Genomic DNA, 20,594 nt, shown 5'->3' on the forward strand with positions numbered 1-20,594 from the left:
AATATGACACCGGCTTAGTGCCGGTGTCATATATGAAAATTTTATGAAAAACTGTTGAGGTATGTTACAAGACACTTTGGAGTGTTTGCATACTGACTTAGTTCAGAAATGACATTTGATTTTGAAAGTTGTAATTTCACCATGGTTTTTTTAGAGAAAATATTATTTTCGTTATTAGATCTTTCTTCTTTCAACTTAGTTAAGAAAACCCTAAGGAACTCAAGCTGTTGCTTTCCCCTCAATAATTTGTGAATGTCATTGCCAGTAAAGTATTCTTCTGATTCCTTGTATTTTTCAGCTGTAACATTAAATGAATTAGGAAACATATCCGAAATTTTCTCAAAATCATAAGTAGGAGTCACTCCAGTTAGCTGGATTAAAGATAAATCTTCAATTTTTATGTTGTTTAAGTAAAGGTTTTTTTTGATTCCTTTATTTTCTTTCTCTAGAGCGCTATGTGCTTTAAGCCATACATTGAATGGCTTGATAATCCTGCAAAACTCAGATAGCCTGCTAGTAAATATTGATGTCGCTATTTCGAAGTCGTTATTTTGACTGCAGCAGTCGGACATGCCAAACTCAGCGGAAATTATTCTTTTAAAAGTGTCTATATTGCAGTATAAATTTTCAATAGAATAACATGGTGTGATATAATAGTCATCGACATTATATATTTCTTCATCACCAAAATCATTGTCTATAAAAAATGCCGCTTTTGAGTTTTTGTATATGGCATGTGTTCTTATTTTATTTCTCAACTCAATGACTTTTCTTTTTCCACCGCAGTTAATTCCAGTCCATTTAGTATCTGGTATAATAGTGTTGATTCTGACTGTGTAATATTTTTCATCCTCCCCTTCAAAAAAACATACAACAGTTGTTCTATTGCGTGATAATGCTTTCATGAAGTCCATAAACTGAACTGAAATTGATGTTCTAGCATTTCTTAGCTGTTCTGCTCGATCCAATTTATAGTTCCTCAACATAGAACGCTAAATCTGATGCGAATGCGTCTAACTCATTTTCGAATATAAATGGAGAGTGTGTAGTACAAAATAGGAATTGGCACTTACCTGACTTCATAATATGGGGGAGTAGCTTACGTTGCCATTCTATTGATAGAGACAGCTCGGGCTCATCAAAAAATATAGCTAAATTCTCGCTTCTATCCAAATATAGTCTCGCGAATAATGAAACAATCTGTTTCTCTCCTGAGGATAAATTTTCCCAGTCAACTTCTTTGTTATTTTTAACTCTTATTATAGATATGGTGACATTACTTTCGTTATAACATATTTTTTATCCACCAAATACTCATTGCAAACGCTAGTGAACTCTTGAATAGCAGAGTCATTATCTTTTTGCTGCTCATAAACCTTTACTAAATTTGAAAGGAAGTAGACTAAGTCATCATGGTCTTCCAATATTTTTCCTGTTTCTACAAGATTCATGATCCGGTGCTTGTTATCAGATGAAATATTTTCTCCAATCCTATCCAATACTATTTTTATTGCCTCTGGGTCGGCTACACTTCTATACATGGAATCATCAACTCTGAAACCTGAAACAAGTTGACTAATCATTTCACCATTCACTTTTGAGAACCATTTTACAGACGAGCTTAGTATCTCATTTGTTATTGTTTTTATTCTACTTCTTACATCTGCCATACCGAAATTTATTTGATGTCCAGTTTTTATTTCCACATCCTCATTCATTCCTAATGAGTGTAGATCTTCTTCAACTCTACGATATGTTGGGAGATATAAGAGAGCTAAAGGAAATTTTTCTTTTATCAAATTTGTGATTAATTTAACATCGTCCATATTTGGAATGTTGCTACCTAGCTCATCAACTAACATTTCTAGCCAATGCTTAAGGGTTGTTGGGGCAACATCTAGTTTTTTTTGACTATTAATGAATATTGGAGTTCTTCTTAGGTCTGAGAAAGGCAACGCGATAAATGATTGAAGAAGAGTGTACACAACTTGCTCAGGTAATGAATTTTTAAGATGGTGATAAATTCCTGAATTTCTGGCTAATGATAGGTCAAAAGATAGTGACTCTTTCTTTAAACTAACCTCTTCGCCGCTTGCAAATGTTAATGAAATGCTCTCGAAAGGGATTTTTCTTAGTCTTTCTAAATCACCAGCAAGAATAGCATAAAATGCGTTTAAAACCGTGGTTTTGCCATATCCATTTTCAGCAACTATGATTTTTGTGTTTGATTCAAAATCTATGCAAACATTTCTTTCATCATATAAGCCAAAAACTTTAAATTGTTTAATTATATGTTCCATGTCAATCCTAATTTATTTTATGGTTTAGTGTTTAAGCTCGATTAAGAGTGTAGATTACATTACCTTCTCTCCAGTCAAGCTCATCTCCAATAGCGTGAATGTGTTCTTTAGCGTCAAAGTATGAGTCTGACATTCTCCATGTATTATGCAGTCCTGGCACTCACAGAGGACATTTTTAGCTAAACTGTAAAGGTGCGTAAGCAGCGATTTATCTGTTATAACCCGCGATGTAGTCTCCATTAAGCTTTTTTGTCAGAGATGAACTTACAAATTATTAGTGAATTCATTTGCATGTAACTGCGCTATAAATTTATTGTAGTTCACTTTTTAATGTATTTATAAAGTTGATAACCACCAAAACCGGTGACTGCTATAATTGCTGCTGGCCAAGCCGCTGCACTAGCTATCGCCGTTACTCCAGCTGCCATACCGCCCCCGCCGGCGGCTATAGCTCCACCACCTAACGTTGCCAGAGCTGATGAAATCGCTGCAGCCCCACTCAAACCTGCAGCGTTAGCTGTGGCAACAGCACTGCTGAAAACTAATCCTGCATTTGCAATACCTGCTGCAGCGCCAACAGTCACTGCACCTGTCGCCGCTTTTTTATCATCAGAGTCCATATTTGCATCCTGCCTATTAAAACTATGAAGAGAGCTAAAACTTCTAAGAGATATGCGAAACATTCGAACAACACAAAATGCTAATTTCTTATATTAAACTTTTAAAGTTATGATGTTTTATCATGCGCATCTTCCTTAATTAAGGATTGTGAGTATATGTGCGAATAATAGTATTGACATCCATATGCTGGTCATTCGTACCGAATCGTGTTATCTCTCCAGTCAAGCCCATCTCCGATAGCGTCGAAGGTGTTCTTTAGTGCCAAAGCATGAGTTTCGCCTCGGCCGTGGATTCCACAGTCCTGGCACTCACAGAGGTAGAACGTGTCATTAATCTTGTAGGTGTTCAGCTCAGGCAGTCCACACTGAGGACATTCTTCAGTTAGAAGAAAAGACTTGGCCTTAGTATCTAACCAAGCCTTCATGATGACGGTGTTGATTTCTGAGCGAGCCTTGTTGGTTGTCGCTCTCTGCCGATCCTCTTGAATACGCACTTCCTGAGCCAGTCGGGGGTTGAACTCTCCGTTTACCCAGTTAGCCGGGTTCTCTTCCGGAAAATCCTCAAAATACTCTGACCATTCACCCATTGGGTTCTCCTTGTCGGTTGTTTGCATCGAGTCCATCTGATGCTGTTGTTGTGGGGGAGGGTTCCCTGAGCGTTGCATTAGCTACCGCCCCTAGGTTACAGCCCCCAGATTGCTGCTTTTGACCAGTTGTCTGACGGTATTGAAGTTCACCATCTTAAGGCCCTGTGTGAGACATGGGCACCAGTCGAATAGCTTACCAATCGAATCTCGGAATGTTGAGCGATTTATCAGCTAACTCTGTGATATCAGACATGTTTTTGATGCAAATCAGGAATTAATCAATGGTGGGTGATTTATTAATTATCGATGTGGTAGAACCAGTGGTATCCATAAGAGAACTAGATAGGGTAGGTTGTGATACGCATACTGTTACTGGCTCTGTTAAGCATCGGATTTGCCGCCAGCGCCAAGGAGCAAGTGCCTGATGCCAGGCTTGTCGATGAGCAGGTGAAGCAGCAGATTATCCAAGAGTCCATCGAGAGCTACCCCGGGAACTGTCCGTGCCCATACAACTTGGCCAGGAATGGCAGCCGCTGCGGCAAACGCAGCGCTTGGAGCAGGGCCGGTGGCTATGCGCCGATCTGCTACAAGGAAGAGATAACGGACGAGATGGTCAGCGAGTGGCGGGGTAGGGCAGATAGATAGGACGATTCACCTTTAGTAACATAACTTCAATTTGTTATGTTACTTGGTTAATTGCCATGAGGAGCTCAGTGATGAATCATTGAGCCCCTCTTGTCTTAGATATGACTCTTATTGATGCTCGTCGAGTCGTCTTTGATACCAATCTGCAGTTTTATAATTATTTTCTGTGAGTGCGCCATTCCGATAAGCTTCAGACCAAGTTTTTATAGTATCTAAAAACTCTTCTATAAATGTTGATTTCTTATTTTTAAAGGGCTCGATAAAGCTAGGATATCTATCCTTGTTGTCAACGTTCCCGATACATATATTTTGTATTGAAAACATAGCATCTATTATAACGTCAACGCTCTTGCTTGGTGTTGTCTCATTTCTTGAATAATATTCTCGCTCATAAAAATCAATGATGTCATTCGTATCAGGTCTATATATTGAACCCTTATCTAAGGGGTTTAAAATATTTATGTAGATATCATTTAAAGTAGTTAAATACTCTTCTGATAGCTGGTGGTGAGCGATGTGTTTTATTATTTGGTTACAGAGTTCAGGGCTATTTGTCGGTAAACTAAATTGTTCCCTAATGCGTGATGCCTGTCCTATGGGTTCTTTATAAGATTTTCTTTTGGTCCCTTTGACTAACAAGCCATATTGAAGTTGATATAGCATGACGGTCAAGGAATTACTATTGAAAAGATACCACCAGGTATTATCAACATAAGTTGGAGGTGATACCTTCCTAGCTTTAAATAGTAGTTTAATAATTTTAACTGAGTTTTCTTTGCTGTAAGCTGATTTGCATAATTCATTAATATCCTTCACAAAGGAAAAGAATTCTTGGTCTACGACCTTGCCATTTTTTTCTAGTGATCTTTTCTCAATAAGTAGTGGTATATATTTAGATGGTGAAAATATGCAAGATTGAAGACGATGTGATTTATTGTTGCTTCCTTCATTGCAAAGTAAATAGTTAGTAATGACTTCTGCACTTTCTTTATTGTATAGTGCTATATTTTGTGACATTGCTTTACTTATAAAGTCGGCAGATAAGTTGCGTTTGTTTTCTGAAATGTATTCTATTAGTAATGGTTCAAAATGTTTTAAAATAGTGAATGCAAGTAGATCAACTATATCACAGCTACCGCATAATATTTTCTCCCAATCATATTCTAATTCTCGTAAAACCGCTTTTAAGTCACGGATGTTTGTGATATACGAAAGTATAGCTTCAATAAATTTATCGAATGCTTGATCTTCTTTACTGTTAAATAAAATTTCGGAGCTCTTATAAGTCAGCTTAGATTTTGAAAGCAGACTTTTAATGCCGTTTTTAATGGCGACTGCTTTGTAGGTATCGTCAAAGATTATGTTTTCTTTATATCTACATACCCTGTTTATTACTTCTGGTCGATAGAGCTCCTCTCCAATACTCAATATTAGTCTGAAACTAGAGTAACTGTTGAGCTTGTCTATGAGTGAGGCGATAGAATTTAATATCTTGTTTTTTTCATCGTTCCTATCAATATCTTCTATAACTAGAATAACTTTATAGTTAATCCTCAAAAGCAGCTCATTGAGTTTGTCTAACTGTGAGTTAGCTGATGAGTGACAGTCGAGTAATGGCAAGGCATCGAGCCATAAGCTTTGAGCACCTTTCAGCGAATTAATATACTTCGATGGCAACCCGCTTAGACTCGTCGTGGATGTTATGTTGGTAACGTCAGATATAATTTGTTCAATGACGATTTTCTGAATGTTCTCTTCGCTTGTGTAGTTTCCCCATGTGGTAATATGACAAGTAACAAAATTATAGGAGTTCAACATTACTTGATTTAAAGTCATGTTAATAAGTGAAGTTTTTCCCATGCCATAGCCGCCAACTATCGCAATTCCTCTAGCATCGGTAATGTCGTCACGGGTAATGATATTGTATAGCCGTTTAACAAGCGCTCCACGTCCTAAACAATCCTCGTTTATGTCGCTTATAGGGCGTTCATATTGGTACCATTTATCTGGATATGTTTTTTGTGTTTCGTCGTTTATTGATATGATTTTTGGAGTGCTGGAAAAAAAAGATCTAATTGTTTGTGGGATTAAAATACCCAATATATAAAAAAGAATTGGTGTGATGTATTTCCCATTTATCTCTGGGGAAGATGTGGTTATTATTATTCCAAAATAAAAAATTATAGACCATCTTAAAGGTGGGTTCACAATAAAAAGATATAGCTTATTCTTAATAGTAAACCATCCTAATTTAGATAGTTCTTTTTCATCTTTTATTACAAATCGCTTTTCATTGTGCAGTTCATGATGAAAGTTGTAATCACCACAGTTTACTAGTATATGCTTCGTCAGCAACCCCGCAATAAAATATGTTGCATAGTCAACAGGGTACGGCAGTGAATCATTAAATTGTCTCCACCCTTCAATGGCTTTCTTCGCAAACTCAGATTGTCCTATATAGCTTATTAGTAGCCATGAGATAACAGAGTATAACGCGATATCAATGTATCTTTTTATTATTCCAATCATTTTTTAATACCAAAACCCCATGATGTCTTTTGTTTTAATCCTAATACACACTCAAGAAGTTCTAGGTGCATTGAGAAGATAGAGAATGATACTCATCTGAGTTGATTTTGAGGAGCGAAAAAGTGCCTGTAATTGCCAAAAATATCGTTTGTTGCCAATTTTAATTTGTGGTAATGGATATGATTGAGCCTCACTTTTGCTGCGACTAAGGGGGACACAATGCAAACAGAAGAACTCTTTGAAGAGGTCGCCGCCTGGGCGCTGCAGCAAGACCGGTTCATCACCAGCCTGCAGTTGTGTGACCAGTTCAATGTATCTATGCCAGTTTCAGGACGGCTTCTCCGCAAGCTAATTACCCACCCGCGGATTACCTCAGAGTTCAAGCGTGAGAAGTGCATTATCAGCGATGGGCAAGCCATGACCATGCTGATGGTTCGGGTGATAAAGATCGCCAGGGTGCCCATGGGGCCTCCGAAGCCTGCCAAGCTCCCCAAGCCCAAAGTCGTAGTGATTCCTCAGCCTAAAGATGAAGTTGTGGTCAAAAAGCTGAGGAAGCTGGTAGCAAACATGCCGCGGTGAGGGACTATTTCCCATTACTCCGAGGTTGGTGCAGACCGGTATACTTCGCTTCTGTGATAAGCGAGATACTCGCTCTGTTTGGGTTTGAAGGGGCCGACGTTTATTGGCAGCTCAACGCCCCACTGCTGCAGGGCCCGCTCGATGCTGGGTTCGGCACACAACAGGTCGCCGGCGTCAGTGAAGGTAATCCAACCCTGGTCGAATAGTTTGTCGATGTGAGGGGAGAGCAGTAGACCGTTGTTTCCATCCAGGCGTTCTGTGTTATCGCTCACGCACCAAGGTTTGATGTGGCTTGCAATCAGCAGGGCTTTATTGGTGACTCCGGTAACTCGACAAGCTGGCTCAACCTTCTCCAGGTTTGCACGGAAAAGACCTTGGCCACGGCGCGATTTGACTAGCTGCTGCTTTTCTGTTGCGTCCAGGGCCGAGGCCTGGATGTCCGCCTCGATTGCATCACCTTCCAGTTCGGCCTGATGCTGCTCTATGTCATCAGCAAAAGATGGATTCATTCCCTTGGCTAATGAAAGCACCAGGTTGCCGAGTGCTTCGCTTATGCTCGCCAGATAGCAACCTTGGTTACCGTTGCCACTGGCTTGCAAGGGCGAATTCTTCGAAGGGAGGAGGGGAGCGAACAACTCCAAGTAGTCCTTGGGACGAATTGGCTGATCCAATAACTCCCAGTCGATTGGTACCTCCCAGCCAGTATCTGACCACGAATCGCCGGCGCTGCCGAATTCAGAGGGCTTCCTAGCCTCCAGGCAAGGGGCAGTCACCAGGCCAATTGCCTTGATAAGCCTGCCGGCATAGGAGATCACAACATCTCCTGGCCGGGTCAGCGTGAGGTTGATATAGGTCTGGTTCTTCGATCCATTTCGGTTCGTTTTGGGCGACCAGATATAGCCGCCCCCGACTTCAGCACTGTAAGTTCGTTTATGGTTTACCCACCAGAATCTCACTATATATCCTTCTTATGCTGGTTTATTACTGGGAGTATCATTATTTTTTAATTCTGACTTTGTTGTATTCTGCTACCAGGAGCTTTGCATTGTCATTTTGACTCATCCATATTAGTTGAAAAGTAACCAATGGTATTAGGCAAACTATAAATAAAACTTCGCTTGCCTTCATTATTTGAGTCAGCTGACCAGTAATGAACCAAATGAAATACAGAGAACAGATTAGAATGTAAACTACAAAATATGCCTGTGACTTTATTGATTGATAGTTCACAGCAGCCAGGTTATGTCTGTTTTCTTTGATGTATTTTGCTCTTCTAAGTCGCATGCCTTTGAAGAAGGTTTTAGTACCATCTTTCAACTTTGAAGCAAGTAATGGCACTAATTTAAATAGAACGACGAAGAAGACGCCAGTGAACCACCATGCAGGACTTTGTAGGTTGAGCATTATTTCACTCATTGAGGCTCCATTGTTTCATATGTCAGAGTTGTTACAATGTAATTTTGTAACAATACATGGCATTACATAATACTCATCTGAGTGCTAAAGGTGGAGTGTTTTTTGAAGCTGCTACTTCAAAAATCTGTTTAGCTGTACCCACATAGATTGCGGTTTAGACCTCAGTTTGGTCAATTCGGGGGGGAGGCTTGCTGTAGTGTGTCATTGCTCATTATTTAGCCTGGGCATGGTCCTGCTGGACCTAGACCATTTGGCTGTGTATGACAGAAAGAACTCGAGAACTCTCTTAATAAACCAAATTTCTATGGTTACGACTCTTTTTTTCATGAGATACTAAGGGACAGCGCGTGGTTTTTCACGTCGTGTCCCTGAAGCGAAATGTTAGCCAATTGTATCTTAGAAAAATACTACTCACTCAAGTAGTCAATTGGATTTTCGTTTGCTATTTTCCAAAATAGATGCTCACCTAATGCGAATCGCAGTTCGGTAGATAGTTTTTTTTCCGAGTATTTCTCGCTCTCCACCATGTAGAAATCTGACCCGAAAAGAACTTTTTGTTGTATGGCTGGGTTCTCAAGTAGTATTTTAAGTAGCGGAACATTTTCCTGGAAATTGAATATGGTGTATGAAATGTCTGCATATAGGTTTTCGTATTCACCGCTCTCCATCATCTCAACAATTTTTGTGAGCCAGGTCGGATTGTTTATATTTCGCCCTTCATTAAGATGACGCCGCCATTCGCTGACTCCACCAAAATGACCAAGGCAGATACGTAATTTTGGAAATGCCTTTAGCACTCTCTTATAATGATATGGGTCTGCAAGAGCGCGAGCTTCTTCTATCGGCATGTCTTTAGAGTTCACAGACCCTGGAGAGCAGTGTGCTAGCAACGGAATGTTTTTTTCGGTCATGTAGGGATATATTTCATTCATTAGAACGTCGTGATCTGGTCGATACCCTAGTGTGGGATAAATTTTTACTCCCCTGAATCCATCTTCTTCGACAAGTTTTTTTAATCTACCCAAGACATTTGGTCTTCTTGGCTCAATGTGTGCAAACGGTATGAGTATATCTCGATATAACTCGTTTTTTGATAGTCTTGATAATTCAGCATGTTGCTGATCAATATCTTCTATGACCTTACCCGCCCCCATGAAACCCATGTCCATCGGAAGGATGATAAATTTTGTTCCAAGAGGATAGTAACTAACTAGAACCTGAAGGTTTTCTTCCTGTGATTTTCGATATGTTGCGTTTATAAATGCGGCATATCTATGAGCCTTATCATTTTCTGTAAATGGAACAATAGCCTTCATGGCGTTCTTCAACATCCACTGGAGGGGAGGAATGCGCGCAGCCTTCACCAAAAAGAATGGGAAGTAGCCATCAGGAATATTTTCGTGCGTGAAAATATGATTATGGCAGTTGTATATCGTCTTGTTTGGCATAAAACTATCCTCTTGATAGACATGTGAAGGCGTAACTATCTGTTATAAAATGAATTATCTTCAATAGTGTAGTTGAGTCTAGCCATTCCATTGTTGTGTTTAGATACAACCCACAGACCACTGCTTTTGACCGGCAATCTCATGGCTATGTCGCACCTCACATGTGGTTATGGCACTGAGTGATAATCATGGCGCCGATACCTAATTATTGGTTTTTTCTGTCAGTAAATTGTGTGAGATAGAGCATGTTATTAATGTATATCTGCATTAACGAATTCAATAGGTGAGCGTTAATAGTCATGGTCTTCGAAAGAACTACGTGGATGATGTGCAGCTATAGCGGTAGAAAACCCGGGAACCCATCAATAGTTTCCTATTTTTGTGGATTACTGCTGCGTGACATTGCTCAAAGTTTGGTCGTAACATGGTCAGGCCGGACCTAGACCACTCGGCTGTTTATGACCAACAGGACCCAGACCATGACCAAGCTACACACCCGAGATCTATCCGCAGTTTGCACCTGTGGAAATTCCTACATTTTCAATAGGCCCCCCGTGTTTATAAGTCACCGGAGGTGATGTGGATCTGACCTTGCTGAGGATGTCTGGCGGGGTTTTGGTTCCATCCACCCCAGCAGATGCAGAAGTGATTCGGTTGATGCCTATTGGTACCACTATCCAGGCACAGGGTAGGGGACGCCGTAATCCCGCCTTCCACCGCAGATTCTTTGCCTTGCTCAACCTGACCTTCGACTACTGGGAGCCAACTGGTGGCTTAGTCTCACCAGCAGAGCAGGGGATATTGGATCGCTTTGTTCGTTACCTCTCACGCTTCGGTGCTTCCCACACCCTGGACCAAGCCAAAGAAGAGTTCATAGACCAACTAGCCTGCCTCCGCGTCGAGCGCCATGGCCCCCAGGCCGAGAAGTCATTCGAGGTGATGCGTAAATGGCTTACTGTCGAGGCCGGCTACTACACGATCGTGATACTGCCGGATGGGGGCATACGGAAGGAAGCCAAGAGCATTAGCTTTGCCAAGATGGGGCAGGAGGAATTTGCAGATCTCTATCGAGCAGTCTTTGGTGTTTGCTGGCGCTATGTCCTCAGCTTGCAGTTCCGCTCTGAAGCTGAGGCCGAGGAGGCCGTGACTCAGCTAATGGGGTTTGCCTGATGAGGTTTGAGACGAGCCCGATCCGTTCTCAGGTGCTTCGTGATGGCGCCCGCGGCCAGGCCTGCAAGCTTCAGCTGCCCGGTGTCTGTATTGGTGGCACCGGCACCACCGTTCTGGCTCACCTTCCGAGTGCCCCGCATGGCATGGCTTTGAAGGGGGATGACCTGGTGGCGGTTGAGGCATGCTCTGCCTGCCATGATGCTATCGACGGCCGGCTTCCCTATGACTGGGAGCCAGGGGAGCGAGAGGAGGTGATCTATGTCGCGTTGACCCGCCAGCTGCACAGCTGGGTTGTGCGAGGGCTTATCAACGTCAAAGGCGCAGCATAAGCAATTTGTTGTTAATCAGGACCAAGACCACACGAGGACCAACTCATGAGCTACTCACTGGAAATGGCATTGCGGCTGTTCTCACCGAAGGGGGCACTCCATGAGCCAATCAGCGGCAACTTCAATGCCCTGGGCCGTGACGACTTCATCGGTGCCCTGCAGATTGCGGCCAAGTCAAATGAACAGGGGCTGCAATATCTGATGGCGGATCACCTTGTTGACCCGCAGTCTATCGTTGCTCTGCTTACCTTCTTCGAGAGTGAGCTGGGGAGTGAGGAGGCTGCAGGCATGGCCCTGGCCATATTGCTTCGTCGTCCACTGCCTGAACAGTTAGATCGGTTGGTGTCATCGCACCCTTACTTTGACAAGGAGCGGCGCAGAGCATCTGTGGTGATGGAAAGAGCGAAGCGGGCTCACCGGGCTGGTAATGACCACGAGTATCGCCGCCTGCTGGCAGAGCGTAACGGGATATTGAGTGCGGCCCGGGATCGCTGTGCAGATGAGATCTTACAAACTGGACGCTGCCCGCAGTGCAAGGGAACCGGCAGGCGTCTGCGACTGGGTGATGAGTGTCCGAAGTGTCACGGTACCGGGCGAGTGGTTCCGGATGCTGAGCTTGTGTCACAGCGCTTTGGAATGGCAATGAGTGAAGCAATGGAGCGGTTGGTAGACGAGGTGATCCACCAGGCATCGGACTTGGTGCGGATCATGGACCGGCAGGTGAGGGAGATGCGTGCTGAGAATTTATAGATTAAACGTTGAGAAATAGAAGGAGGCCCACACCTCCTTACCATCCGACTTAAAACAAGAACATCCGCATAATACAAATGATCAGGTGTGGGTCTATCTCGAACTTAAGCTCAATCTTCATGGGCACTTACTCCTTATTAAAGAAACATTGTTGTCGATTTATACAAAACGATTGAAAATCAGTCTCTGATGTAAAATCGTTCATATATCTATATGGCATCATTTGTACAAATCTTGCCAAATAAACATCGTACAACGTACTTCTCTAACAGGAAGTCGAGGTGGCGGCATAATATATATAGACATTTCACTCGTCAATATTTTTCATTTATGCATTTAGTTTTGAATAAAATATCAGCGCTTTTTACGAGTCTAAGGTGTATTCACAGTTTGGTTCTGTGAGCGAGAATTGAACAGTTATTTTAGTCTATTTGTTATCGGCAAATCATTGATGCAAGTGGTATAGCAGGGACTAAGGTGTTCCCGCTTCATCATCCACTCTCTGTTATCTTTGCCTCGAGCCCCAAAGAAGACTTTCCCCAAGCCTTCCTGATTGATCTTGTCGATCACCTGCATCAGAGCTCCGCTGCGAGGCTCTTGCTGCTCCATTGCAAACAGGTCACCTTGCTGGATTCCCGACGGAGTGAAATCAGCCAGCATGACGCCGGCTTTCTGGTACCGGTAACCATTTCTCCAGACTTGTGAGAGGAGAGGAGGGATAAGTGCCAGCAGGGCACGGGTATCGCAGGTAGGGATGGCAACCCTGGTACTGATGTGCTTGCCGTAGTAGGGCTCTTTCTCATTGAAGGGACTGGTGCGAACGAACAAGGTTATATGGCTGCAGCACATGCCCTCTGCCCGTAGCTTCTCCGCGGCTCTTTCCATGTAGCCGGCGAGAGCCTGATGCATAGGGCCAATTGCGGTGATGCGTTCGCCGAAGCTCCTGCTACAGATGATCTGCTGTTTGGCCTGGGCTACTTGCGCGAGGTCTGCACAGGGGATCCCCCGCAGCTCCTGCACTGTCCGCTCGACGACTACGCCATACCGGCTTCGTAGACTCTTGGGGTCGGCAGCAACGAGGTCAGCGACCGTCTTGATGCCTTGAGCATCCAGCTTGGCTGTCAGCCGCCGGCCTATGCCCCAGACTTCCTCGACCGGGGTGATAGCCATCAACCTGGCCCGCCTTGCCTCATCACGTAGATCGACCACTCCACCGGTGGCTGGCCATTTCTTGGCGGCGTAGTTGGCCAGCTTAGCCAGGGTTTTGGTGGGGCCAATGCCAACACCAACGGTGAGCCCGGTCCATTGCTGCACACGTGCCCGCACTTGGCGGCCATATTCCAGCAGGTCGCCAGCCCAGCTTTCGCTCAGTTCAATGAAGGCCTCATCAATGCTGTAGACCTCAACTGTCGGCGCCATCCCCTCCAACACGGTCATGACTCGGTTCGACATGTCGCCATAGAGGACATAGTTGCTGGAGAACCAGACTCCCCCCATCGCCTCAAAGAACTGGCGGATCTGGAAGTAGGGGACTCCCATCTTGATGCCAATTGCTTTGGCTTCAGGGCTGCGGGATACCACACAGCCGTCGTTGTTGGAGAGTACGACGATCGGCACCCCCTTGAGATCGGGTCGAAATAGCCGCTCACAGGAGGCGTAGAAGTTGTTCACATCGACCAGGGCAATCACATGGGGCATGGCTTACCCCAGCTTGGTTTTGTGCAGGACGAAGGTGACGACCCCGAATATCTCGAGTTCTTGTCCCTCTTGTAGATAGATGGGAGCAAAGTCTGGATTTGCAGGCATCAGCGCAGGATAAGGACGTTCCTGCAGCCGTTTCACTGTGAACTCGCCATCAAGACAGGCCAGTACAATGGCGCCATGGCGTGCTTTGAGCGCCCTATCGACGATCAGCAGATCACCATCATTGATACCTGCCTGCACCATGCTGTGCCCGCTGGCTCGGACATAGAAGGTGGCAGCCGGGTGCTCCACGCATAGTTGGTTCAGGTCGATCGTCTGTTCGACATAGTCCTGGGCGGGGGATGGAAAACCACAGGCCGCAGGGGACAGATATAAGGGGATCTCAAGTGCTGGCGAATCGAGTTCAGGTACTGCAAACATGGTTAGGACTCTACTGTGCTGTATATAAATACAGTATAGCCTTGCAGCAGATGAAGATCACCGTGATCAAATGAAGCTTGCCTAGTGGTATATTGGCGTAATATTGAGTCTAAAGAGGGCTAAGTGGCTGTGGCAAAAGGACAAACAGCAAGGCAGAAAGACCTTGCGAGAGAACTTCGTGAGCTTACTGCAGAGCATGTGCTGCGGGCCGTAGAGACCTTTGAACAGATGGGGGGCGATGTTCCCACCTATAAGCATTCCACCACATATGACTTGCTCATCGAAGGCCGGCGCTATCCGCCCAAAGCCATTCTGGGGTTGGCAGCCCAAGATCTGCTTGGCCATGAGTTTCCGTCATCCAAGTTCAGTGGTGGCTTGAATAGCCCGTGCTTCAACATCCTTGAGAAGCTGGGCTTCACGATCGTACCTAAAAGCGTTGCTCTCCGACTGATACCGCATCACCTGTATTCACGTGAAGAAGTGGCTTCAATCTTTGCGCCAGGGAAGCCATTTACCCCGGGGGCTGGGTCGTGGGGCCTATCAGGGATCATCAGCAATGCTCCAGGAGAGCGCGATTTTGTCTTCTTCGTGACCCTGGGTGTGTATGAGAGCAATGACTACGATGATGCCCTGACTGCTGATGGCTACATGATTTGGAAGTCTCAGAACCAGCAGACGCCAGACAGTCCCCTGATCAAGTTGTTGGTAGAGCATGATGACACCCGTAATAACGTCAGGCTTTTCCTGAGGACCTCTAAGAAAGAGGAGTACACCTACATGGGGCCATTGGCCTTCAATGACTGGGATCCTCAATCCAAGAACCCTGTACATTTCACTTGGAAGCTCCTGAACTGGCCATTGCCATCGGATGTTCATACCCATTTTGCTCAGCACATACGGCCGGCGTTATCCCCGCTGTATCACCCCTTAGTGGAGAATGATGTACCAGGCTCTTTGAGTCAGAGTGCGCCACCCAAGGTTAGTGCCGGTGGTGCGAAGAAGGGGAAAGGCACCAAGGGTGGAACTGTTGACTGGGCTGCCCGGGAGCAGCGTAACAGGGAGCTGGGGTTAGCCGGGGAACGCTTGGTTATCGAATACGAGCAAAACAGGCTGCTTCAGGCCGGGCATTCAGACCTGGCGGCCCGGGTTGAGCATATCGCGTTGAGCGACTCTGCTGCGGGGTACGACATTCTGTCGTTCGAAGAGGATGGCACAGAGAAGTTCATAGAGGTTAAGACCACTGCGGGGCCTGCCTCCACACCGTTCTACATCAGTGAGAACGAGGTGAATGTTTCCAGGCAGCTGAAAGATCGGTTCTGGTTATATCGAGTACATAGCTATTCTCGGGAAGAGAACAAGGGGGAGTTTTATTCATTCCGCGGTGAGGTTGAGGAGCACTATTCACTGTCTCCAATCCAGTACCGAGCAGCAGTAAAGTAAAGGCCCTATCGGGCCTTTACTGAATGGCATTCATCCTGGGGTTCTGTGTCATCAGTTTGAGCAGCATCTTGATTGCAGTCAGCTTTTTTCTGGGGCAGAGGCTTCGCAGGTATAAAATAATAGCTTGGTTCGTTTGTGAAATTGGTCCCTGTGTCATGCTCAAGTTGCAGCCATGCTAGGAATTTATCAATGTTTTTGTTTTCATCCATGCCAATGAAAACATAGAATGCAAGAATTCCCATTACTAGGATATTTGCTAACATAATGCTGATGTCAATTCTTGCTTGAGTTTCGAAGGGTACTAGTGCAATGAGCACTGATAGCGTTGGGATAAACCAAGGTGTTTTAAGTAAGGATTCCTTTTCTTTTTCATTATTGTCTATCATTCGCCACTGAATGATTTTATATATTTCTATATCGCATAGACGTTCGTTTTGCATAAAGATATATTTGAAGTGGAGATATCTAATTGGGACGTTATGATGATTAACCATTAAGATTGGAGATTTCTTTTTAATGATTTTAATCATTGCGATGTCAACAATCTTCTTTGTTATAAAGATTGCTATGAATGTAATGGTGAATGATGTAAAAGCAACATATTTATTAAGGCCGGACAAAATGTTAGGAAAGAAGATTGGTATGGTTGAAAATATAATATTAAAAGCGCCAATGACGGCATAAGTACCTAACGCAAGATAGAAATATTTCACTTTCCCATATTTCGTAAGGACTTCCTTTGCTCCGGTCTTCCTATATATTTCTTGAATGTCACGTTGTAGCTCAAAGATATCAAAATGATGCTGTTGCTCTGATTTCATAAGAAAAGTGACTATTGAATGACATGACTCTATTGAGTCACCTTTGTATGGTGATGTCAAGGCACTGAAAGCAAAGCAAGGTCCGTTTCGTTTCATGGTTCCCTATCTTGAAGGGCAATTAATTATCGGAATATGACGGAGGTTTGTGGCACAATTGGAGCTCAATTTGCAGGGGGATGTACCAGGATGAAGAAGAGAATAGGGATAAGCCTTGGGGTTTTATTGATGTCATGGGTGGGCATCTGCCAAGCAGATGACGCCCTTGAAAGAGCTAGGCAATTGATAGCTGAAGGCAAGGAGAGGGACAATATTGTTCAACTGCGTGAGGCTGTTTCCTTGCTTCAAGCAGGGGTTAAAAGTGGTGATCCAGCATCTCAGCTTGAGCTCGGCAAGCTATATTCCGATGGACGTTATGATACCCGTAATGGTCCGGAGGCCCTATCGCTGATCACTGCTGCTGCTGAGCAAGGTAACGCTGAAGCCCAGTTACTACTCGGAAGAATGTATTCTGGCATACAAGAGGGGATCATTGAGGTAAAGGGCGATCGAGAAGCTGGGTTTGAGTGGTATCAGAAGTCTGCAGCCTTAGGCAACAGTGATGCCCAGTATTCTTTAGGACTCATTTACGCCAGCGAATATGAACCAATTCATGATAATAAAGTTTCGTTGAAGTGGTATACGAAGTCCGCAGAGCAAGGTAACCCATTATCCCAAGAGGTGTTGGGGCGAGTGTACCTGTATGGCGAACTGGATCAGAAACCCGATTTGGATAAAGCGGAAAAGTATCTAAAGCTTGCGGACGCTCATAGTACGCAGGACCTCGTAGGGAGATTCAATGCGTTACGCTGCTTAAGAGGTGCAGATGAGAATGGTGACTTAAAGGCATTGGGTGAACTATGCAGAAACGAGGATGCTGATAGGGGAATCCCGCTGTGGGTTGGTTTAAGATGTCAAGATGTAGATTTGGAAAGCACGCAGTCTATTGATGCGTGTTTTAACAAGCAGAAGCCAAATGATCCGGAGACTAATTTTATGCATGCTTTTGTCTTTGCATTTGGTTACGGACGTCCAGTAGACTTAGTAGAGGCTTATGCTTACTTTTCTATGGCGGCAGCAGTGCCTAGCAATGAGCTAGAGCTTATAACAAGCTATAAACAAGCAATAGAGAAAGCTATATCCCCAGCAAAGTTGTCAGAAGCTAAAAAAAGATTCAATGATATGCATAAACTGGCCATGTGAGTCTGTTTGATAGGGGCTGACGAGAGGTAAAACCTTTCATCGTGTCACATATTGACGTATGCGCTGATGTTCTAACCAATTGCTGAGTTCACTTCTGTATTAGGAAAAGAAAAATGAATGAATTTATCAAAGTGTTTTTGAATCAACGTAGTCTGCGTGCTGCTTTGCGTGAACTGAGCTTTGAGCAATTGACCGAAGCAAAGGAAAAGCTGGATATGCTTTTCAAGGAGCGCGAGGAAGCTGAGCTCAAAGTCATGCAAGAGCAGGAAGAGCGCCAGGCCAAATTGGCCGAATTCCAAGCAATGCTGGAGCAAGCCGGTATTGACCCTAGCGAACTGCTGGGTGCAGGTGAAGGTAAAGGCACCAAGGATACCGCTGCTAAGCGCGTCCGGGCTCCTCGTCCTGCCAAGTACAAATACACCGAAGATGGTGTAGAGAAAACCTGGACTGGTCAGGGCCGTATGCCCAAGGCGATTGCCCATGCGGTAGAGGGTGGCGCAGCGCTTGCGAGCTTCCTGATCTAAGCAGCTCGGAAGTTGAAAAGCCAAGGAGTGATCCTTGGCTTTTTTTCGGGGTAATTGAGCTGATATTAGAGATGTTTTTGCCGGATGAACTTTGGTTACACTGTTGCTTCATCAATGAGCAGATTGTTTATGAAGAAGTTGGCTATGCTTTTGGCGGTGATGTTCGTGGCATATTGGTTGCTGCTAGCCCATGTATCATGGGACATCTTTGACAAGACTCCATCTGTCAGTGTGGTGTCAAAAGATGGCAAGTACACAGTGTTCTTAAAAGCAGTATATCCAGTAAATCCAATTGGCATATATTGTCAGCTCACTACCGAGTCGCCAATATTTTTTGAATTGTATGATGCCAAGGGCGCTTATGTAGGCCAATCATCCCCCTTTGTATGCTATGGGGAATGGCGAGATGTTCCATATCGATTCCCGGGGGAAGAGTTTACTTCCGATGTTGATAGCTTCGTTGTTTTTGATGACGAATATAATGGTGAGTTGAACATAAGCACCAAGCACAAAAAGTGGTGGAGCATGATCCTGTCTCCATTTCATCCAAGGGGATGAATTGCTAGTGGGCTCGTCGAGCCATGACGAACAATCGGCCTTAGCTCTAGAACCTGAGTGGCGAGAGTTCATTGTTAACCACCAACCGACGTTGGTTACAGAATCTGCTGGTTGAATACTCATCAACTCAGCGTTAGCATCTCCCTATGATAGCCAGAGTCTTACCGACCCTGGCCTTTTTGTTTCTAGCCCGCCTCGTGCGGGCTTTGTCGTTTCTGGGGGGAGGGATGAGCAAAGAGGAAGGGGTGGCAACGGCCGCAGTGGTCTCAGGGGTTGCCGTAAAATCCGGCCCGCCGGTCATTGTCTCAACGATGACTCTGGCGGGCTATTCGCTCAATGACTGGGTGCTTGCGGCCACGCTGGTCTGGATTGTGGTCCAGATGGGGTGGTTTATTTGGAGCAACATCATCCGGCCTCGGCTTAACCGGGGAGGGAGAGAATGAGCAAAGTACGCGTCGCCGTTGCCGCACTCACGCTCTCCGCCGCGGGCTTTGTGGGGATCTTGAATCGAGAGAACATCAAGCTGGAAGCATACCCGGATCCGGTTCACGGCTGGCAGGTGCCCACCATTGGGGCCGGTAGTACCGAGGGGGTGAAGCGAGGAGACAAGATCACTCCGCTCCAGGCCATCAACAGGAGCTTTCGTGAGGTTCGCGTGTTCGAGAGCGCCCTCAAAGGCTGCATCAAGGTACCGCTCTACCAGTATGAGTACGACGCCTACGTCCAGCTGTCGCACAACATCGGCCAAGGGGCGTTCTGTCGCTCTACGATAGTGAAGCGCCTCAATGCTGGTGACTACGACGGTGCTTGCGAGGCGATCCTGCTGTTTCGTCGTGCCGGCAGCCAGGACTGCTCTGTGCCTGGTAACCGAGTGTGTGGTGGCCTCTGGGCAGACCGGCTGCGCCTGCATGCACAGTGCAAGGGTGGAACATGACTCCAAGCAGCTATGCCAAGGCAGCCCCCTACGTCGCGGGTGGTCTGGTCGTTGCAATCTTACTGGGCTCAGGCCTGGCCTTGTATCAGTACCGCTACAGCGAAGGCTATCGCGCCGGGGAACAGGCTGAGCGGCTTGTGTGGCAAGCGAAATGGAGCCGACAGGCAGCGGAACTCGCTGACGCCAAGGCCAGAAACTTGGAATTGGTGCGTGAAGAAGAGCAGCGCCGCCAGAATGAAATTGAGAAGGTGAGACAAGATGCAGAACAGGATATCGCCCGGGCCGAAGCTGATGCTGCTGCCGCTAATGCTGTCGCTGGTAGCTTGCGCGAACAAGCCCGTCGCTTGGCAAGCCGAGCAGGTCAGTGCGCCGGTAATCCCGGTACTGCCCAAGGAGGCTCGGCAGCAGGCCAGTCTGCCCTGGTGCTCGCCGACCTGCTCAGCCGGGCTGATGCTCGAGCGGGAGAGTTGGCTGCAGCATATGACCGAGCTCGAGCTGCAGGACTAGCGTGTGAGCGGGCCTACGATGCTCTGTCTGCCACAAAGCCCCGCCGATAGGCAAGATTTCTGTTTGTGGGGGAA

The 20,594-nt window shown here is 45.3% G+C and carries 23 protein-coding genes; 11 read left to right on the forward strand and 12 right to left on the reverse strand.

What is annotated here, in order from left to right; genetic code table 11:
- Positions 1 to 41: 41 nt before the first annotated feature.
- From AACT07_RS18750 to AACT07_RS18770, 6 genes are all read right to left on the reverse strand, one after another.
- On the reverse strand, positions 42 to 968 hold the full coding sequence (locus AACT07_RS18750; RefSeq protein ID WP_171902783.1) for a DUF4435 domain-containing protein: 927 nt from the start codon (positions 966 to 968) through the stop codon (positions 42 to 44).
- A gap of 1 nt (position 969) precedes the next feature.
- The gene (locus tag AACT07_RS22400; RefSeq protein WP_216093293.1) at positions 970 to 1,296 is read right to left on the reverse strand and encodes an AAA family ATPase; all 327 of its coding nucleotides are present in this window, start codon (positions 1,294 to 1,296) and stop codon (positions 970 to 972) included.
- The gene (locus AACT07_RS18755) at positions 1,260 to 2,300 is read right to left on the reverse strand and encodes an AAA family ATPase (RefSeq protein WP_216093292.1); all 1,041 of its coding nucleotides are present in this window, start codon (positions 2,298 to 2,300) and stop codon (positions 1,260 to 1,262) included. Before AACT07_RS18755 ends, AACT07_RS22400 begins: the two co-directional genes overlap by 37 nt.
- Before the next feature lie 320 nt (positions 2,301 to 2,620).
- Entirely contained in the window at positions 2,621 to 2,920 is a 300-nt protein-coding gene (locus AACT07_RS18760; RefSeq protein WP_139123893.1) for a hypothetical protein, read from the reverse strand.
- 191 nt (positions 2,921 to 3,111) lie between these two features.
- Positions 3,112 to 3,507: a hypothetical protein gene (locus tag AACT07_RS18765; protein WP_069529473.1), complete on the reverse strand. Its 396-nt coding sequence runs from the start codon at positions 3,505 to 3,507 to the stop codon at positions 3,112 to 3,114.
- A 753-nt stretch (positions 3,508 to 4,260) separates the two neighbouring features.
- Positions 4,261 to 6,681, reverse strand: a complete 2,421-nt coding sequence (locus AACT07_RS18770; RefSeq protein WP_069529476.1) for a P-loop NTPase fold protein — start codon at positions 6,679 to 6,681, stop codon at positions 4,261 to 4,263.
- Between the two features lie 219 nt (positions 6,682 to 6,900).
- Between AACT07_RS18770 and AACT07_RS18775 the strand changes: the two genes are divergently transcribed.
- The gene (locus AACT07_RS18775; RefSeq protein WP_139123892.1) at positions 6,901 to 7,260 is read left to right on the forward strand and encodes a hypothetical protein; all 360 of its coding nucleotides are present in this window, start codon (positions 6,901 to 6,903) and stop codon (positions 7,258 to 7,260) included.
- 14 nt (positions 7,261 to 7,274) lie between these two features.
- Here AACT07_RS18775 and AACT07_RS18780 read toward each other — a convergent pair whose 3' ends face one another.
- From AACT07_RS18780 to AACT07_RS18790, 3 genes are all read right to left on the reverse strand, one after another.
- Entirely contained in the window at positions 7,275 to 8,216 is a 942-nt protein-coding gene (locus AACT07_RS18780) for an HNH endonuclease (protein WP_069529478.1), read from the reverse strand.
- A gap of 40 nt (positions 8,217 to 8,256) precedes the next feature.
- Positions 8,257 to 8,676 carry a hypothetical protein gene (locus tag AACT07_RS18785; RefSeq protein ID WP_069529480.1) on the reverse strand — a complete coding sequence of 140 codons (420 nt, stop codon included), beginning with the start codon at positions 8,674 to 8,676 and terminating at the stop codon, positions 8,257 to 8,259.
- Between the two features lie 407 nt (positions 8,677 to 9,083).
- Positions 9,084 to 10,124 carry an amidohydrolase family protein gene (locus tag AACT07_RS18790; protein ID WP_069529481.1) on the reverse strand — a complete coding sequence of 347 codons (1,041 nt, stop codon included), beginning with the start codon at positions 10,122 to 10,124 and terminating at the stop codon, positions 9,084 to 9,086.
- A gap of 579 nt (positions 10,125 to 10,703) precedes the next feature.
- Here AACT07_RS18790 and AACT07_RS18795 point away from each other — a divergent pair.
- The 3 genes from AACT07_RS18795 to AACT07_RS18805 are packed head-to-tail and all read left to right on the forward strand — an operon-like array spanning position 10,704 to position 12,373.
- On the forward strand, positions 10,704 to 11,294 hold the full coding sequence (locus tag AACT07_RS18795; protein WP_069529483.1) for a DUF1367 family protein: 591 nt from the start codon (positions 10,704 to 10,706) through the stop codon (positions 11,292 to 11,294).
- Complete coding sequence (locus tag AACT07_RS18800; RefSeq protein ID WP_069529484.1) at positions 11,294 to 11,623, forward strand: nuclease domain-containing protein; 330 nt, start codon at positions 11,294 to 11,296, stop codon at positions 11,621 to 11,623. Before AACT07_RS18795 ends, AACT07_RS18800 begins: the two co-directional genes overlap by 1 nt.
- A gap of 45 nt (positions 11,624 to 11,668) precedes the next feature.
- Positions 11,669 to 12,373: a TIGR02642 family protein gene (locus AACT07_RS18805; protein WP_069529486.1), complete on the forward strand. Its 705-nt coding sequence runs from the start codon at positions 11,669 to 11,671 to the stop codon at positions 12,371 to 12,373.
- A 417-nt stretch (positions 12,374 to 12,790) separates the two neighbouring features.
- Here the strand turns inward: AACT07_RS18805 and umuC are convergent, their stop codons facing one another.
- Both umuC and umuD read right to left on the reverse strand, forming a co-directional pair.
- Positions 12,791 to 14,071 carry a translesion error-prone DNA polymerase V subunit UmuC gene (gene umuC / locus AACT07_RS18810; protein ID WP_069529488.1) on the reverse strand — a complete coding sequence of 427 codons (1,281 nt, stop codon included), beginning with the start codon at positions 14,069 to 14,071 and terminating at the stop codon, positions 12,791 to 12,793.
- Between the two features lie 3 nt (positions 14,072 to 14,074).
- Entirely contained in the window at positions 14,075 to 14,497 is a 423-nt protein-coding gene (gene umuD, locus AACT07_RS18815; RefSeq protein ID WP_069529490.1) for a translesion error-prone DNA polymerase V autoproteolytic subunit, read from the reverse strand.
- A 123-nt stretch (positions 14,498 to 14,620) separates the two neighbouring features.
- Here umuD and AACT07_RS18820 point away from each other — a divergent pair, with 123 nt between their 5' ends.
- Positions 14,621 to 15,937, forward strand: a complete 1,317-nt coding sequence (locus AACT07_RS18820; protein ID WP_069529491.1) for a DUF3427 domain-containing protein — start codon at positions 14,621 to 14,623, stop codon at positions 15,935 to 15,937.
- A 5-nt stretch (positions 15,938 to 15,942) separates the two neighbouring features.
- Here AACT07_RS18820 and AACT07_RS18825 read toward each other — a convergent pair whose 3' ends face one another.
- The gene (locus AACT07_RS18825) at positions 15,943 to 16,854 is read right to left on the reverse strand and encodes a hypothetical protein (RefSeq protein ID WP_139123891.1); all 912 of its coding nucleotides are present in this window, start codon (positions 16,852 to 16,854) and stop codon (positions 15,943 to 15,945) included.
- A gap of 90 nt (positions 16,855 to 16,944) precedes the next feature.
- Between AACT07_RS18825 and AACT07_RS18830 the strand changes: the two genes are divergently transcribed.
- From AACT07_RS18830 to AACT07_RS18855, 6 genes are all read left to right on the forward strand, one after another.
- On the forward strand, positions 16,945 to 17,997 hold the full coding sequence (locus AACT07_RS18830; RefSeq protein ID WP_069529495.1) for a tetratricopeptide repeat protein: 1,053 nt from the start codon (positions 16,945 to 16,947) through the stop codon (positions 17,995 to 17,997).
- 113 nt (positions 17,998 to 18,110) lie between these two features.
- The gene (locus AACT07_RS18835; RefSeq protein WP_069529497.1) at positions 18,111 to 18,521 is read left to right on the forward strand and encodes an H-NS family histone-like protein; all 411 of its coding nucleotides are present in this window, start codon (positions 18,111 to 18,113) and stop codon (positions 18,519 to 18,521) included.
- Between the two features lie 129 nt (positions 18,522 to 18,650).
- Positions 18,651 to 19,079 carry a DUF6201 family protein gene (locus AACT07_RS18840; protein ID WP_069529498.1) on the forward strand — a complete coding sequence of 143 codons (429 nt, stop codon included), beginning with the start codon at positions 18,651 to 18,653 and terminating at the stop codon, positions 19,077 to 19,079.
- 227 nt (positions 19,080 to 19,306) lie between these two features.
- Entirely contained in the window at positions 19,307 to 19,522 is a 216-nt protein-coding gene (locus tag AACT07_RS18845; RefSeq protein WP_069529518.1) for a hypothetical protein, read from the forward strand.
- Positions 19,519 to 20,013, forward strand: coding sequence for a lysozyme (locus AACT07_RS18850; RefSeq protein WP_069529500.1), 495 nt, complete (start codon positions 19,519 to 19,521; stop codon positions 20,011 to 20,013). Before AACT07_RS18845 ends, AACT07_RS18850 begins: the two co-directional genes overlap by 4 nt.
- Positions 20,010 to 20,570: a DUF2514 family protein gene (locus AACT07_RS18855; RefSeq protein ID WP_083250014.1), complete on the forward strand. Its 561-nt coding sequence runs from the start codon at positions 20,010 to 20,012 to the stop codon at positions 20,568 to 20,570. The genes AACT07_RS18850 and AACT07_RS18855 overlap by 4 nt, the downstream gene beginning before the upstream one ends.
- Positions 20,571 to 20,594: the final 24 nt, after the last annotated feature.

The organism is Aeromonas sp. ANP5, assembly GCF_963870295.1.
Lineage (GTDB): Bacteria > Pseudomonadota > Gammaproteobacteria > Enterobacterales > Aeromonadaceae > Aeromonas > Aeromonas veronii.